The organism is Paenibacillus terrae, assembly GCF_000943545.1.
In the GTDB taxonomy this organism is placed as follows: domain Bacteria; phylum Bacillota; class Bacilli; order Paenibacillales; family Paenibacillaceae; genus Paenibacillus; species Paenibacillus terrae_A.
Genome location: NZ_JTHP01000003.1, coordinates 90,197 through 105,252, shown reverse-complemented (window position 1 = coordinate 105,252; position 15,056 = coordinate 90,197). Strand labels below are relative to the sequence as shown.

Annotated in this window: 14 protein-coding genes; 11 read left to right on the top strand and 3 right to left on the bottom strand. The window is 47.6% G+C overall.

Translation table 11 applies throughout. The features are described 5' to 3' along the window. The first annotated feature begins 9 nt into the window (after positions 1–9). From QD47_RS02835 to ppnP, 6 genes are all read left to right on the top strand, one after another. A complete protein-coding gene (locus tag QD47_RS02835) occupies positions 10–1,137 on the top strand; it encodes a deoxyribonuclease IV (RefSeq protein ID WP_044644693.1) in 1,128 nt (375 codons plus the stop codon). A 22-nt stretch (positions 1,138–1,159) separates the two neighbouring features. Then, positions 1,160–2,059: a formyltetrahydrofolate deformylase gene (gene purU, locus QD47_RS02830; protein ID WP_014280421.1), complete on the top strand. Its 900-nt coding sequence runs from the start codon at positions 1,160–1,162 to the stop codon at positions 2,057–2,059. Positions 2,060–2,362: 303 nt separating this feature from the next. Then, positions 2,363–2,761 (top strand): IS200/IS605 family transposase, encoded by a 399-nt coding sequence (gene tnpA, locus QD47_RS02825; RefSeq protein ID WP_044644692.1) that lies wholly within the window; start codon positions 2,363–2,365, stop codon positions 2,759–2,761. 11 nt (positions 2,762–2,772) lie between these two features. Continuing rightward, positions 2,773–3,888, top strand: a complete 1,116-nt coding sequence (locus QD47_RS02820) for an RNA-guided endonuclease TnpB family protein (protein ID WP_044644691.1) — start codon at positions 2,773–2,775, stop codon at positions 3,886–3,888. Positions 3,889–4,247: 359 nt separating this feature from the next. Further along, positions 4,248–6,293 (top strand): transketolase, encoded by a 2,046-nt coding sequence (gene tkt / locus QD47_RS02815; RefSeq protein ID WP_044644690.1) that lies wholly within the window; start codon positions 4,248–4,250, stop codon positions 6,291–6,293. A gap of 171 nt (positions 6,294–6,464) precedes the next feature. Continuing rightward, complete coding sequence (ppnP, locus tag QD47_RS02810; protein ID WP_044644689.1) at positions 6,465–6,779, top strand: pyrimidine/purine nucleoside phosphorylase; 315 nt, start codon at positions 6,465–6,467, stop codon at positions 6,777–6,779. A 110-nt stretch (positions 6,780–6,889) separates the two neighbouring features. On the opposite strand, the gene QD47_RS02805 is transcribed toward ppnP, so the two are convergent. Then, the gene (locus tag QD47_RS02805) at positions 6,890–7,789 is read right to left on the bottom strand and encodes an NAD(P)-dependent oxidoreductase (RefSeq protein WP_044644688.1); all 900 of its coding nucleotides are present in this window, start codon (positions 7,787–7,789) and stop codon (positions 6,890–6,892) included. Positions 7,790–8,042: 253 nt separating this feature from the next. Between QD47_RS02805 and QD47_RS02800 the strand changes: the two genes are divergently transcribed. From QD47_RS02800 to QD47_RS02790, 3 genes are all read left to right on the top strand, one after another. Then, the gene (locus QD47_RS02800; protein ID WP_044644687.1) at positions 8,043–9,398 is read left to right on the top strand and encodes a glucose-6-phosphate isomerase; all 1,356 of its coding nucleotides are present in this window, start codon (positions 8,043–8,045) and stop codon (positions 9,396–9,398) included. A 149-nt stretch (positions 9,399–9,547) separates the two neighbouring features. Next, on the top strand, positions 9,548–10,180 hold the full coding sequence (locus QD47_RS02795) for a YigZ family protein (protein ID WP_014280426.1): 633 nt from the start codon (positions 9,548–9,550) through the stop codon (positions 10,178–10,180). Positions 10,181–10,185: 5 nt separating this feature from the next. Beyond that, positions 10,186–10,767 (top strand): TetR/AcrR family transcriptional regulator, encoded by a 582-nt coding sequence (locus tag QD47_RS02790; RefSeq protein ID WP_044644686.1) that lies wholly within the window; start codon positions 10,186–10,188, stop codon positions 10,765–10,767. A gap of 168 nt (positions 10,768–10,935) precedes the next feature. Here the strand turns inward: QD47_RS02790 and QD47_RS02785 are convergent, their stop codons facing one another. After that, positions 10,936–11,337: a secondary thiamine-phosphate synthase enzyme YjbQ gene (locus QD47_RS02785; protein WP_044644685.1), complete on the bottom strand. Its 402-nt coding sequence runs from the start codon at positions 11,335–11,337 to the stop codon at positions 10,936–10,938. Between the two features lie 221 nt (positions 11,338–11,558). Between QD47_RS02785 and QD47_RS02780 the strand changes: the two genes are divergently transcribed. Next, entirely contained in the window at positions 11,559–12,620 is a 1,062-nt protein-coding gene (locus QD47_RS02780; RefSeq protein ID WP_044644684.1) for a sulfate/molybdate ABC transporter ATP-binding protein, read from the top strand. A gap of 151 nt (positions 12,621–12,771) precedes the next feature. Beyond that, positions 12,772–13,542 (top strand): MBL fold metallo-hydrolase, encoded by a 771-nt coding sequence (locus QD47_RS02775; protein ID WP_044644683.1) that lies wholly within the window; start codon positions 12,772–12,774, stop codon positions 13,540–13,542. Positions 13,543–13,551: 9 nt separating this feature from the next. Here QD47_RS02775 and QD47_RS02770 read toward each other — a convergent pair whose 3' ends face one another. Next, positions 13,552–15,045 (bottom strand): aminotransferase-like domain-containing protein, encoded by a 1,494-nt coding sequence (locus QD47_RS02770; RefSeq protein ID WP_044644682.1) that lies wholly within the window; start codon positions 15,043–15,045, stop codon positions 13,552–13,554. Between the last annotated feature and the right edge of the window lie 11 nt (positions 15,046–15,056).

Here is a 15,056-nt window from a genome sequence, read left to right as displayed (position 1 = left end):
AACCGAATCATGCTGAAAATTGGTTCTCATGTGTCCTTTTCGGACAAGGGTCTGCTCAGCGCTACAAAAGAAGCGTCTTCATACGGGTCCAGCTCGTTCATGATATACACGGGGGCACCGCAAAACACGCGTCGTAAGCCGATGGAATCCATGTATCTGGAGGAAGGCAAGCAGTTGATGGCTGAAAAAGGGATGGATGATATCGTGGTGCATGCCCCGTATATTATCAATCTCGGCTCTTACAAGGAAAATACCTATGAGCTGGCAGTCAGCTTTCTTCAGGAGGAAATTCGTCGCACCCACGCGATTGGCGTGAAAAATATCGTGCTTCATCCGGGCGCTTTTACCGATAAGGATGCAGAGTACGGGATTCAGCGTATTGCTGATGGCTTGAACGAGGTACTGAACGGTGTGAAGGAGACGGATGTTAACATTGCGCTGGAAACGATGGCAGGCAAAGGTACCGAAATGGGCCGCAGCTTCGAAGAAATTGCCTCCATTATAGATAAAGTAGAGCACAACGGGCGTCTTACTGTCTGTATGGATACCTGTCACATTCACGATGCGGGCTATGATATTGTGAATGATCTGGACGGCGTGCTGGAGCAATTTGATCGTATTGTCGGGCTGGATCGTATCGCTGTGGTTCACGTTAATGACAGTAAAAATGCGGTTGGCGCTCATAAAGATCGTCATACTCCGATTGGATCGGGCTGGATTGGCTATCAGACCATTCATAATGTGGTGCATCATGAAGCACTTCAAGGACGTCCATTTATTTTGGAAACGCCATGGATCGGAAAGGAAGCCAAAACTCAGCGTCCAATGTATGAGGTTGAAATCGCTTTGCTTCGCGGGAATATGAAGGAGCGTTTTGGCGATGAATTTTTGGGTCAGGTAGAGCAATTGAATTCGTTTTTCAAAAAGCAGGATGTGGATGTACGAAAATTTGTGCTAGACACCTGGACGCTGCTGAAAAATGATGCCAAAGCGAAAAAGGCCGATCCGCGCGAGCCGCTGGAACGTCTGTATGACATGATAACGGAAGCAGCCCTGTTTCCAGAGCTGAGCGAAGAACATATTAATCATCGTCTGATTGCCTGGTTTGCCGGCAGTCATTTGCCAGTGACAGTATAAGCCAAGGGGGATTTGTAGCCACATGGAACTTCACGTAAAACATCAGCCAAACAGTACTCAATCTGCGCATGAAAACCGTGCGCGTATGCTCGTATCCTGTCCTGATGGCCCGGGTATTGTAGCGGCCGTGTCTCGCTTTTTGTACGAGCATGGCGCCAATATTGTTCAATCTGATCAATACACGATGGACCCGTCCGGCGGTATGTTTTTTATGCGGGTTGAATTTGATCTGCCATACTTGAGTGAAACCCAGCCCCAACTGGAGCAGGATTTTGCCGTGGTTGCAGAACAATTCCGGATGGAGTGGACGATTTCAGCGGTCAGCCGCAAGAAAAAGCTCGCCATTTTCGTTTCCAAAGAAGATCATTGTCTGGTGGAGCTATTGTGGCAATGGCAGGCAGGGGATCTGGACGCGGATATTTCTCTGGTGGTCAGCAATCATCCAGATATGAAGGAGTATGTGGAATCGTTCGGCATTCCGTATCACCATATTCCGGTGACAGCCGATACCAAACCGGAAGCGGAACGCCGTCAACTAGAGGTCATTGGTGAAGATATCGACGTCATTATTTTGGCCCGGTACATGCAGATTATTTCACCCAAGTTTATTGAGCATTACCGCAACCGGATCATTAATATCCATCATTCGTTCCTGCCTGCATTCGTGGGTGGGAAGCCATATGCCCAAGCCTATAATCGCGGTGTGAAAATTATTGGCGCAACCGCGCATTATGTAACTGAAGAACTGGACGGTGGCCCGATCATCGAGCAGGACGTACAGCGGGTAAGCCACGGTGATGATGTCAATGAGTTAAAACGGATCGGTCGCACCATTGAGCGAGTCGTTTTGGCAAGAGCCGTGAAGTGGCATGCGGAGGACCGAATTTTGGTTCATGAAAATAAAACGGTCGTTTTTAACTGATTTTTATATTTTTTAAAATATAAGAGTTCATACTTCTTACAAGCAAAGCCCGTCAAAATGACGGGTTTTTTGCTTTTTTCTACAGACTGCGGGTGTCAAAACCGGACAAAATGCATTATTTTTCGCAATTTTATGATTTTTAAACGATTTTCTAAATTAAGTCTCCATCTTCAAGCGTGTTAAGGAACGTTAGTTCCAACGGTAAGGTGGAGATGAATTTCAGTTTGGCGTAGCCAAAAAGGTTTGCTTATTATTTGGATAGGTTTATAATCAGTCGTATCGAGTATAAGGATTGGTATATCAATGAAATTAGATAGTAATAATCATTCAGTATTCCTATTGTATTATCATCTCGTACTTGTCGTGAAATATAGAAGAAATGTATTTGATGATGGAATATCCGATTATGCAAAAGACATGTTTGTGCGACTTGCGGAGGGTTACAACATAACTCTAATAGAATGGAATCATGACAATAACCATGTTCACGTTCTGTTCAAAGCACATCCGAACACTGAAATGACAAAGTTCATAAATGCGTATAAGAGTGCAAGTTCTCGACTCATCAAAAGAGATTTTCCGCAAGTCAGAAAGAAGCTTTGGAAAGAAATGTTTTGGTCAAGAAGTTTTTGCTTACTTACAACAGGTGGCTCGCCTGTTGAGGTAATAAAGAAGTATATAGAAAATCAAGGTCAAAAGTGAGGTGAGAATATATGGCTAAATATAATAAAGCATATAAGTTCCGTTTGTATCCAACAGAGGAACAAGCCCACCTTATGCGTAAAACTTTTGGTTGTGTTCGTTTTGTGTATAACAAAATGTTAGCTGAACGCAAGGAAGTATACGAACAATTCAAGGACGATAAAGAAGCCTTGAAAAAGCGAAAGTTCCCTACCCCTGCTAAGTACAAAGATGAGTTTGTGTGGCTGAAAGAAGTCGATTCTTTGGCATTGGCTAATGCCCAATTAAACTTGCAGACTGCTTACAGAAATTTCTATAGTGGAACGACTAATTTCCCTGCATTCAAGAGTAAGAAGGCAAGAAAATCATACACAACCCATGTTGTGAACGGAAACATTATGCTTATGAATGGCTATATCAAATTACCAAAGCTCAAACGGGTGAAAGTAAAACAACATAGAGAAATCCCTGCTGAACATATCATGAAGTCATGTACGGTCTCGATGACATCCACTGGGAAATACTACGTGTCTATTCTCACTGAATATGAGACGGAACGTATTCAAAAACAAGTCGAAACCGTTGTTGGGTTAGACTTTACAATGGCTGAACTATATGTCGGTAGTGAGGGTGAGAAAGCCAATTATCCTCGTTTCTACCGTCAAATGTTAGATCGTTTAGTGAAAGCACAACGTACCTTATCCAGACGTGTGAAAGGTTCTTCTCGCTGGAACAAGCAAAGGATGATAGTAGCAAAGATTCATGAAAAAATCACCAACCAACGAAAAGACTTTCTACATAAGGAATCACACAAATTGGCCAAACGGTATGATGGCGTGGTCATTGAAGACCTCAATATGAAAGGAATGTCGCAAGCCCTGAATTTTGGCAAAAGCGTTGCTGACAATGCTTGGGGAATGTTCACGACATTTCTCCAATACAAGTTAGAGGAGCAAGGAAAAAAACTGATAAAAATAGACAAGTGGTTTCCATCGTCTAAGACTTGCTCGTGTTGCGGTAAAGTAAAGGAATCTCTATCCCTTTCTGAACGTATATTCCACTGTGAATGTGGTTTTGTGTCAGATAGGGATGGGAACGCTTCTATCAATATCAGAAACGAAGGATTGCGGCTGTTAGAACAATTGTAGCCCACAATAGAGCATGGTTCAGGCTTGATAGCTAAGTAAATTTCGTACCGTTAGGTACGATTACCTTAGAAGCCCTCACCTCTAAGCGTTAGCGTAAGTGGAGGGTAGTTCACATGAGGTTAATACTTTACGGGTATATTTATATGAGGACTCGGTACGACATTTCGACAACCATCTTTATAAACGATCTGGCAAACCTGCACGGCAAATGGTACAATATTTAAGGATGTATAAGTCATATTGAAACATTCAAGCAGATTCACTCACTTCAATGGGCGTCGTTACTATATCGGACGGCGGTATTGGAGAGCATGACCGAATGCAATTGGCATACTTTTTACAATATGAGGAGGCTAACTATGACTGACCAGAATCAAGCGATTCAAAAGGATGAAAACTCCACGATCGACAATTTGTCCATTACGACAATCCGTACGTTGGCAATCGATGCTATCGAGAAAGCAAACTCGGGACATCCCGGCATGCCGATGGGTTCCGCGCCGATGGGCTACCAACTTTTTGCTAAAACAATGAATCATAACCCGAATCACCCTACATGGATTAACCGTGACCGTTTTGTACTGTCCGCAGGACACGGCTCCATGCTGCTGTACAGCCTGCTTCACCTGAGCGGCTATGATCTGCCTATGGAAGAACTGAAACAATTCCGTCAATGGGGCAGCCTTACACCAGGTCATCCTGAGTTTGGACACACTGCTGGTGTAGACGCTACAACCGGACCTCTGGGACAAGGCGTAGCTATGGCCGTAGGTATGGCAATGGCTGAAGCTCAACTGGGTGCAACCTATAATAAAGATCAATTCAAAGTTGTGGATCACTTCACATATGCAATCTGCGGCGATGGCGATCTGATGGAGGGCCTGTCTCACGAAGCGGCTTCGCTGGCTGGACGTCTGCAATTGGGCAAGCTGATCGTATTGTTTGATTCTAACGACATTACACTGGACGGCAAGCTGAACCTGTCCTCTTCCGAAAGTGTTGCAAAACGCTTTGAAGCTTACAACTGGCAAGTATTGCGCGTAGAGGATGGTAACGATCTTCCAGCGATCCAAAAAGCGATTGAGGAAGCACAAGGGGACTCCACACGTCCTACGTTGATTGAAGTGAAAACAGTCATCGGCTACGGAAGCCCGAACAAACAAGGTAAAGGCGGACATGGCGGTACTCACGGTTCCCCACTGGGTGCAGACGAAGCCAAGCTGACTAAAGAATTTTACAAATGGGTATATGAAGAGGACTTCCACGTACCGCAAGAAGTTCGCGAGCATTTTGCTAAAGTAAAAGAGCACGGCATCGCAGCGAACAAAGCATGGGATGAGCAGTTTGCGAAATACAAAGCGGCTCACCCTGACCTGGCAGCTCAGTTCGAAACAGCCGTAAACGGCGACCTTCCAGAAGGATGGGACCGTGACCTTCCGAAGTACACAACTGAAGACAAAGCAGTTTCGACTCGTGTGGCTTCCGGTAATGCACTGAACGGATTGGCTCCAAACGTACCGTTCCTGACTGGCGGATCTGCCGATCTGGAAAGCTCCACGATGACACACTTGAACAACCTGACGAACTTTACGCCAGAAGACTATGCCGGCCGTAACATCTATTTCGGTATCCGCGAGTTTGGTATGGCTGCTGCGATGAATGGTATGACATTGCACCAAGGGGTAAAAGTATTCGGCGGTACATTCTTCGTGTTTACGGATTACCTGCGTCCGGCGGTTCGTCTGGCAGCTCTGATGGGATTGCCTGTAACTTACGTTCTGACTCACGACAGTATTGCTGTTGGTGAAGATGGCCCGACTCATGAGCCGATCGAACAATTGGCTTCCCTGCGTATTATCCCGAACCTGACAGTCATTCGTCCGGCGGATGGCAATGAAACTTCCGCTGCTTGGGCTTACACGCTGGAAAACAAGAAAAACCCGGTTGCTCTGGTATTGACTCGTCAAAACCTGCCAATCCTGGCTGCTACTGCTGAACATGCACGCGAAGGTATCAAACGCGGTGCTTATGTCGTTGCAGATGCGACAGAAGGCAAGCCGGTTGCTCAAATTCTGGCTACGGGTTCTGAAGTACAACTGGCTGTTAAAGCCCAGGAAGTACTGGCGGAGCAAGGTATCCAAGTACGCGTTATCAGCTTCCCAAGCTGGGATCTGTTCGAAAAACAAGACAAAGCATACAAAGATTCCGTTCTGCTGCCTGAAGTAAAAGCTCGTTTGGCTGTAGAAATGGCTTATCCACTGGGCTGGGAAAAATATGTCGGCGACCAAGGCGACATTCTCGGTATCAGCACATTTGGCGCATCCGCACCTGGCGACCGCGTCATTAAGGAATATGGCTTTACGGTAGAGAACGTTGTTAATCGTGTAAAAGCTTTGTTGAAATAAAACAACCTATTAAACAGACAGTCGTAACCTGAGTAAGGCTTACGGCTGTTTGTTTAATAGATTGAGGAAATTTGTAGCCTTGTGTATTTTCATACTGAGGCTTGGATCAAAACTATGTTATGATCCATAAATATTCATTCAACCATTGATGAGCAGATGAGGGGATAACGAATGACACAGTTTGATGGAGTCAGCGTAGTTAAAAAAGCAAATATATATTACGACGGTCAGGTCACAAGCCGTACAGTTATTTTGGGTGACGGCAGTAAGGTTACATTGGGTATTATGCTGCCGGGAACGTATGAATTCGGAACGGATTCTCGTGAGATTATGGAGATTTTGGCAGGGGATTTGAAGGTGTTGCTTCCAGGGACTGAGGAATGGCTGGAAATACAGGGAACGGCAACGTTCCACGTGCCTGCGCAATCTTCCTTCAAGCTGGAAGTACGAAGCGTAACGGATTACTGCTGTTCTTACCCGGAATAAGTTAGTGAAAAAAGGGTAAGTACACTCGACTTTAAGCCAAGTGTGCTTACCCTATAAGCTATGCGATATGTACAAAAGCACAGCAACATGGTTAAAAAGAAGGATGCGGCTTATTCGAGTGGCTTACCGCCAATAGTGCGGCCGATCCACGCCTCATAGGTTTTCACGACAGCGGACAAGTCCTCGTCGCCGTAGCCTTGCGTTTGCCCGGCTTGAAACAGGCTTTTGGCAATGGACAGCATAGGTGCTGGGATGGACTGGCTATCCGTCAGCGAGGCTGCAAGCTTCAAGTCTTTGAGCATCAAGGCCAGTGAGAACTGGTTGCTGAAATCATGCTCGATGATTTTGCGTCCTTTCAGGTCAGCAGCCTTGCTGCCTGCCGATCCGAGCTGTACCAGCTCCAGGAAGCTGTCCGCCGGAATGCCGGATTTCGCGGCGATGGCAAAGCCCTCAGCCAGAGCGAGATTGTTAATACCGACCATCGTGTTATGTGCGAGCTTGGCTACGGCCCCGCTGCCATTCGGTCCCATGTGGAGCACTTTTTTGCCCAGCGTATCAAAAACGTCCGACTGTGCGGCAATGGCCTCCGCGTCACCGCCGACCATGAACACGAGCGTACCGTCCACAGCAGCAGGCTTACTGCCCGTTACCGGAGCATCAATGAAGGAACAGCCCAGTTTGTCCGCTTCGGCGGCTAGTTGTTTGACCAGCTCAGGTGAAATGGTGCTGTTGTCCATCACGGTTACACCAGACGTAAGACCGGCAAACACGCCGTCCTCGCCGTAGTAGATATCACGGATCGAGTGATCATCGCTGACCATGGTAATGACCAGTTGCTGGCCTTCAGCCGCCTCACGGGGCGTTGAAGCCGTACGCGCGCCTTGCTCTACAAGTGGCTCACAGCGTGAGGCGGTGCGATTGTAGACCGTGACTCCATATCCCTGCTTCAGCAGATTGGATGCCATCGGGGCGCCCATGGTGCCCAGTCCGATAAATCCGATGTTTTTCATAGCTAATCACCTTTCTTGTTGGAGGTTGCCGTCCGATGCAGATGCGAGTTCGGCTTGAATTGACTGCTTAAATATAGGTTGATCTCTATTTATTGTAGCATGGGTATCCCACCCTATCTACACTAGGGTCTGGCAAGGCACCGGACGCACAGGTAACGCAAGCTTGTCAGGCCCTGCAAATTAAAGTATCCTATTCCTAAGTCCTTATGTTCGTATTCATGGTCTTAGCAATACAAAACAGGAGGTTCCAAACATGTCTAAAAAAGTTATTTTCGATTACACCAAAGCGCTCTCCTTTATAGGGCAGCACGAAATTGATTATTTTGCAGAACCGATCAAGCTGGCTCATGAGCAGCTTCATAACCAAACCGGTGTAGGTTCCGATTTCCTGGGTTGGATTGACTTGCCTACCAATTATGATAAAGAAGAGTTTGCACGCATCCAAAAAGCTGCTGCTAAAATCCAAAGTGATTCCGAAGTGTTGATCGTAATTGGCATCGGCGGTTCTTACCTTGGCGCACGCGCTGCGATTGAAATGCTGTCGCATTCCTTCCATAATGCACTGCCTAAAGACAAGCGCAAAGGCCCGGCTGTTTATTTTGCAGGCAACAACATCAGCTCTACATATGTGAATCATCTGTTGGAACTGATTGAAGGAAAAGACTTCTCCGTGAATGTCATTTCCAAATCAGGTACAACAACAGAGCCAGCTATCGCTTTCCGTGTATTCCGTGCGGCTCTGGAGAAAAAATACGGTAAAGAAGAAGCGCGCAAACGCATTTATGCAACTACAGATAAAGAACGCGGCGCTCTGAAAAAACTGGCTAACGAGGAAGGATACGAATCCTTCATTATTCCTGATGATGTAGGTGGCCGTTACTCCGTGCTGACAGCAGTAGGCTTGCTGCCGATTGCTACAGCTGGTATTAACATTGAGGAAATGCTCCAAGGGGCGGCAGACGCTTCCAAGGAATACAGCAATCCGAATGTAGCTGAGAACGAGGCTTACCAATATGCAGCCGTTCGTAACGCGTTGTACCGCAAAGGTAAAGCTATTGAAATTCTCGTGAACTATGAGCCGTCCCTGCATTTCGTTTCCGAGTGGTGGAAACAACTGTACGGCGAAAGCGAAGGTAAAGATTACAAAGGTATCTACCCTGCTTCTGTTGATTTCTCGACTGACCTGCACTCCATGGGACAATTCATCCAGGAAGGTAGCCGTAACATTTTCGAAACGGTTATCCAAGTGGAAAATGTACCTAGCCACATCACCATCGAAGCAGATGAGGATGATCTGGATGGACTGAACTTCCTGGCAGGCAAAACGGTGGACTTTGTAAATAAAAAAGCATTCCAGGGTACATTGCTGGCTCACACAGATGGACAAGTACCGAATCTGATCGTGAACATTCCTGACTTAAGCCCTTACTCCTTCGGGTACCTGGCTTATTTCTTCGAAAAAGCTTGCGGCATCAGCGGCTACCTGTTGGGTGTGAATCCGTTCGATCAACCGGGCGTAGAAGCTTACAAGAAAAACATGTTTGCTCTGCTGGGTAAACCAGGCTTCGAAGAGCAAAAAGCGGAGCTTGAAGCGAGATTGTCCGAATAAGGAAGCTGTAAACTCCTGACTGAAACAGGATTTCAGATAGGAGCGTTATAGCGTATAGCACCAAATAAAGTACAGGAAAGCAGTTCACCGGCTGCCAGAAGCGGGGGACTGCTTTCTTGTAAAATGAAGTAAGGAAGGTTATACGTGATATGTTGGAACAATACCGAACTGTACGTGGCTCCGGCAGCAAGGAAATTGTGATCCGGAAATCCCGTTTTATCGGTCACATCCAGCCTGTTCAGACCGAGGAAGAAGCGGCTGCTTTTATCGAGCGCATTAAAAAAGAGCATTGGAACGCAACCCATAATTGTTCTGCCTACATGATCGGGGAACGAGACGAAATCCAGAAGCAATCGGATGACGGTGAACCGAGCGGTACGGCGGGCAAGCCCATTTTGGAGGTTATCCGTAACCAGAAGCTGAAAAATGTGGCAATTGTCGTTACCCGTTACTTTGGGGGGATTTTGCTGGGAGCAGGCGGTCTGATTCGTGCATATTCAGATGGTGCTGTTGCAGCCATTGAGGCAGGGGATGCGATTACGCGTGTGCTGCATCGTGAAATTTTTGTGGAATTGGATTACACCTGGTTGGGCAAAGTGGAAAATGAATTGCGAAATCGCAGCATCCGTACAGGAGAAACCATGTTTACGGATAAAGTTACCTTAACCTGTCTGCCGCTGGCTGGTGATGCGGAATCCTTCAGCAACTGGATAACAGACTTGACACAGGGGCAATCGCTTGTGTCGGAGGGAGAGCAGCTTTACTTTATTGAAGGGGAATAAAAAATATGGCTAGAAGAGCAGTAGAACAGGAGTTGTCAAGAGGGCGGATTCTGGAAGCGGCCAGGCACTTGTTTATTACCAAGGGCTACCGTGCTATTTCAATGCGCAGCATTGGCCAGCATCTGGGTTACAGTCATGGTTCGTTATACTATCATTTTAAAGAGAAGGCTGAACTGTTCTACGCCATTGTAATTGAGGATTTTAATACGTTACGCGGAATTCTACTACAAGGAGCAACAGGCACCCCAGAGGATGGTCTGAACAGACTGGAGTACTTGATGCTGGAGTTTATCCGTTTTGGCTTGGAAAATCCTTATCAATACGAAATTATGTTCATGATGCACGATGAAGAACTGTTCGCTTACTGTCGCACGGAGCAAAACCGTTGTGTGGAATTATTCGCGTCCATGATCCGTCAGGAATTGAGTGATCAGGGACATTCAGAGGAAGATTCTTCACGAGTACCGCAAAGTCTGTTTTTGTCTATGCACGGCTTTGTGTCCTTTTATATTCAGGATGGTTTGACATTTGAAGAAATCAGGCCCGCTGCTTTGGCACATGTAAAGCTGCTGTGCAGAAACCTATGAGCGTACCTGCGATCACACGCCTCGGCTATGAATCTGTAGGGCGCTTTTCTGGATATGTTCACTTCATGACGGTGCCTTATCATTACGGTACTTTGCGAAAGCGACTAAGATTGTAACAGACGATGATGCATCCAGCAGGAGAACATCATGGTCTGTTTTTTTACATGGTCAGCCCTTCATGATTTTCACATGGTACTGGCGTCTGCGCGGTCCGTCGAATTCGCAAAAATAAAGCCCCTGCCACCGTCCGAGCAACAACTTTCCATCATGAATAATGACAGTCTGAGAGGGACCTGTGGTGATAGATTTTAGGTGGGATGCCGTATTTCCTTCCATATGGCGATATTGGGGATGCTCCCACGGATAAACCTCATCCAGCCTTAAAATCACATCATGTTTGACGTCCGGGTCTGCATTTTCATTAATGGCTATTCCCGCCGTTGTGTGTGGACAATAGATCAGTGCGGTTCCTTCCTGGACTCCGCTTTTTTCGATCAATGAAGCGACCTCGCGTGTAATATCACGCATCTCATCTCGTCCGCTAGTGGATAATTCTAAAGTATGCAACATTATTTACCCTCTCCCTTCTTCTTATTACTTTACCCATTTTACACCTGACGTAATATATAGAGTTGACGACGAAAGCTTTCCTTTGATAAAGTATCACATGAGAAAAACATAGTATATACATTGGAATAATAGTATGATTTAGAATGAGGTACGCGCTTTGCGGTAAGCAAGGCTACTGCTGTTCCTGCACAGGTTCAGAAGCGGAAAGGAAGTGTACGGTTATGCATGTGGAAGTAAGGGGTTTAAACAAGCATTTCGGTAATTTTCATGCGGTTAAGGACGTATCCTTTGATATTCAAGCGGGTCATCTGATTGGTTTACTCGGTCCGAGTGGTGGCGGTAAAACGTCCATTCTTCGGATTTTGGCAGGTCTGGAACAACCGGATGCGGGAGAAATTCATTTTCACGGAAAAAGGGTAAACGAGCTGGCCCCGCAGGAACGCGGAATCGGATTTGTATTTCAAAACTATGCTTTGTTCAAGCACATGAGCGTGTACGACAATATTGCCTTTGGTCTAAAAGTGAAAAAAAGCTCCAAAGCCCGCATCAAGGAACGCGTCACAGAGCTGGTCGAGCTGACAGGACTCAAAGGCTTCGAGCATCGTTATCCGCATCAGTTGTCTGGTGGACAACGGCAGCGGGTTGCTTTTGCACGCGCCTTGGCACCGGAGCCTCAATTACTGCTGCTGGATGAACCTTTTGCAGCCATTGACGCTAAGATTCGCCAGGAGCTGCGTACCTGGCTACGGGAGTTGATTGAGCGGGTGGGGATCACTTCGATTTTCGTCACGCACGATCAGGATGAGGCTATTGAAGTAGCCGATGAAATTATGGTGATTAATCAGGGACGGCTGGAGCAGAAGGGAACACCTTGGGATATTTATAAAAAGCCGGGGACGCCGTTCGTAGCTTCCTTTATTGGGGAATCGACAGTGATCGAACAGGCGGGCAGTCTCAAAGGCTTCGAGGAAGCTGCCGGAACGGGAGCATGTGCCTTGATCCGTCCGGAGTATATTGATGTCGGGCCAAGCGAGGAGTTTGCGCTTCTGTCGGCGACCGAGGAAGGCATTGTGAAGCATTTGCATTTTCGGGGGAGTGAATGGATGGTTGAAGTACAGGTCGGGGATCATCGACTCATGACGTACCGTTCGCTGGAGAAGTCCACGCTGGAGCCTGGCCAGCAGGTGCGCGTGCTGGTGCATCGGGCTTATCTGTATAACGACCAGTCCAGTTGGATGATGGAAAATCGTCTCAAGAAAGATCCAATGCCTATTATGATTTAAAATTTTAACGCGATCAAACATAAGGGGATGTCCGCCTGTATTCAGGGGTTTGGGGCATGCTCCTTTTGGCGTTGGGAGTGAAGGATTTACGCAAGGTTGGTGTGTTCGATATAATAGTAGTAAAAACACCCAGATAGATAGGAGCTAAACCATGAATCGGCTTATTTTTCTTGGCACGGGGGATGCGATGGGCGTTCCGCGTGTGTATTGTGATTGTCTCGTATGTACGGAGGCCCGCACGACAGGGGCAAATGTGAGGCTGAGGTCGTCTGTGCTGATCGAAAGCGAGACGGAGGACTTTATGATTGATTGCGGCCCGGACTGGCGCAAGCAGATGGAAATACGCGGGCTTCGCTTCATCGGTACGATCCTCGTGACGCACGCACATTTTGACCATATTGGAGGACTACCGGAATGGGCAGATGCCTGTCGCTGGACCGGGAACAGAGGTCGTTTGTACGCTCCACAGGAGGTGATCGACACGATCCTGCGTCAATTTTCCTGGCTTCCGGGGCATCTTGACCTAATCCCTGTCGATCAGGGGGCCTTGCTTGGAGGGTGGAATATCCGGGGATGGCGTGTGAATCACGGGAAGAACGGTTATGCTTACGCTTATCGACTGGAAAAAGACGACTTCTCGTGGGCCTACTGCTCGGATTCGATTGGGCTAAATGATGCGGAAATCCTGCCCCTGCACAATCTGGATTTGCTCGTGCTGGGAACGAGCTTTTATCATGAGGAGGCCGAATATGCAACCCGCTCGGTATATGACATGCTGGAGGCTCAGGAGCTTATAGGGAGACTCCAGCCCAACCGCACGGTATTTACACATATGTCTCATGATGTGGATGTCACACGCAACTACGGGCTTCTGGAAGGGATCAGCCTGGCACGGACCGGCATGAGCCTGCCATTGGAATAATGCTGTTCCTTACATCGTCCGGCTGATGCGGAGAAGGGTCGCGATGCCTTCTTTGATTTGCAGCTCGTTGGCATACGAATAGGACAATCTCACATGCGTTTCGCCTTCCTCGCCAATCGGATCGAATACATTACCTGGTACGAAGGTGACCGACTCCTGCACGCATTTGGCGAGCAGTTCATTAGGTTTCAACGTAGAAGGCAACTGGAGCCACAGACTGAGGCCGCCTGCCGGGCTGGTCCATGTCCAGCCGGAATCGCGGAGGCTGTCTTCCATCGTTTCCTTACGAATCTGGAGCGCTATACATAGCTTTTTGAGATGCTGCTGCATGCGTGGAGATTGAAAGTATTGCAGGAACAGCTTTTGATTCAGCAGTGGCGAGCCGTTATCTACCAGTGCTTTGACGTTCAGTAGGCTGTTCATGAGCTGTGGTCGGCAGGTCACGGCTGCGATTCGCAGACCTGGCGCGACATATTTGCTATAGCTGCGAATGTAGACGACGCTTCCCGAAATATCATAAGCGAAAATAGGTAACGGCGGCTTTTGCCCAAAGCTGATGTCATAGGTACTGTCGTCCTCAACAATAAGGCAACCGTAGCGCTCGGCCAGCTCGGGCAAACGTTTGCGCTGTTCATCGGGTACCGTGAAGCCAGTCGGGTTATGAAACGTTGGATTGATATAGAACACACGTGGCTTTTCTGTCTTCATGCACCATTCAATTTGTTCCATATCATAGCCTTCCGGTCGGATATCGGTCATGGTCAGGCGCGCACCTTGTCTGCGGAATATTTCCATAGCAGGGCCATAGGCGGGACGCTCGGTCAATACGCGGTCTCCTGTCCGGATCAGAGAACGGGAAATCAGGTCGATAGCCTGCTGTGCGCCGGAGGTAATCAGTACTTCGTCTGGTGACAATGCAAAATGCTTATCGACGCTAAAATGCTGCGCCATCGCATCCCGAAGCTCGGAATCGCCCTGTACAGAGGAATAAGTGGCCGCTACTTTCGGATGCTTTTCAAATACCTGCATCATCAGCTCACCCCAATATCGGTTGGGCAGGAGAGACGGGTCAATCAGCGCTTTGGAAAACTGAAAATTCGCATTCACCGATTGAACGCGGCTAAGTCCATCCATTCCCCTCCAGGCTGAAACTGACGGATCATCTGCCGCATGGGCGGATTCGGAGTGAAACGTAAGGTCAATGGATGAATGCCCCGAGTAGCCAGCATATTTCGCATGGCCGGTCGCTGGGGAAGCATGAACGTAATATCCTGATTTGTCCTTGACATAGACCAGCCCCCGTTGCTTCAACTCCTGATAGGCCCGGAAAACGGTTAGCCGATGTACACCCAACTCCTGAGCCAGGCTTCGTACGGACGGCAGCTTCGTGTCTGCTTGCCAATCCCCGCGATCAATCCGCACAGTCACATAATGGATGACCTGTTCATACAGCTTTAAGGCATGATCGGCTGGAAAAAGTAATTCGCTGTTGTTCTTGCCCACGCGGTCCACAC

What these genes read in the sequence shown, in the direction of transcription:
- QD47_RS02790 (WP_044644686.1), top strand. Translation starts at nt 10,186, where the DNA reads ATGGCTAGAAGAGCAGTAGAACAGGAGTTGTCAAGAGGGCGGATTCTG.
- tnpA (WP_044644692.1), top strand. Translation starts at nt 2,363, where the DNA reads ATGAAATTAGATAGTAATAATCATTCAGTATTCCTATTGTATTATCAT.
- tkt (WP_044644690.1), top strand. Translation starts at nt 4,248, where the DNA reads ATGACTGACCAGAATCAAGCGATTCAAAAGGATGAAAACTCCACGATC.
- QD47_RS02795 (WP_014280426.1), top strand. Translation starts at nt 9,548, where the DNA reads ATGTTGGAACAATACCGAACTGTACGTGGCTCCGGCAGCAAGGAAATT.
- QD47_RS02775 (WP_044644683.1), top strand. Translation starts at nt 12,772, where the DNA reads ATGAATCGGCTTATTTTTCTTGGCACGGGGGATGCGATGGGCGTTCCG.
- QD47_RS02835 (WP_044644693.1), top strand. Translation starts at nt 10, where the DNA reads ATGCTGAAAATTGGTTCTCATGTGTCCTTTTCGGACAAGGGTCTGCTC.
- ppnP (WP_044644689.1), top strand. Translation starts at nt 6,465, where the DNA reads ATGACACAGTTTGATGGAGTCAGCGTAGTTAAAAAAGCAAATATATAT.
- QD47_RS02780 (WP_044644684.1), top strand. Translation starts at nt 11,559, where the DNA reads ATGCATGTGGAAGTAAGGGGTTTAAACAAGCATTTCGGTAATTTTCAT.
- QD47_RS02820 (WP_044644691.1), top strand. Translation starts at nt 2,773, where the DNA reads ATGGCTAAATATAATAAAGCATATAAGTTCCGTTTGTATCCAACAGAG.
- QD47_RS02785 (WP_044644685.1), bottom strand. Translation starts at nt 11,337, where the DNA reads ATGTTGCATACTTTAGAATTATCCACTAGCGGACGAGATGAGATGCGT.
- purU (WP_014280421.1), top strand. Translation starts at nt 1,160, where the DNA reads ATGGAACTTCACGTAAAACATCAGCCAAACAGTACTCAATCTGCGCAT.
- QD47_RS02800 (WP_044644687.1), top strand. Translation starts at nt 8,043, where the DNA reads ATGTCTAAAAAAGTTATTTTCGATTACACCAAAGCGCTCTCCTTTATA.
- QD47_RS02805 (WP_044644688.1), bottom strand. Translation starts at nt 7,789, where the DNA reads ATGAAAAACATCGGATTTATCGGACTGGGCACCATGGGCGCCCCGATG.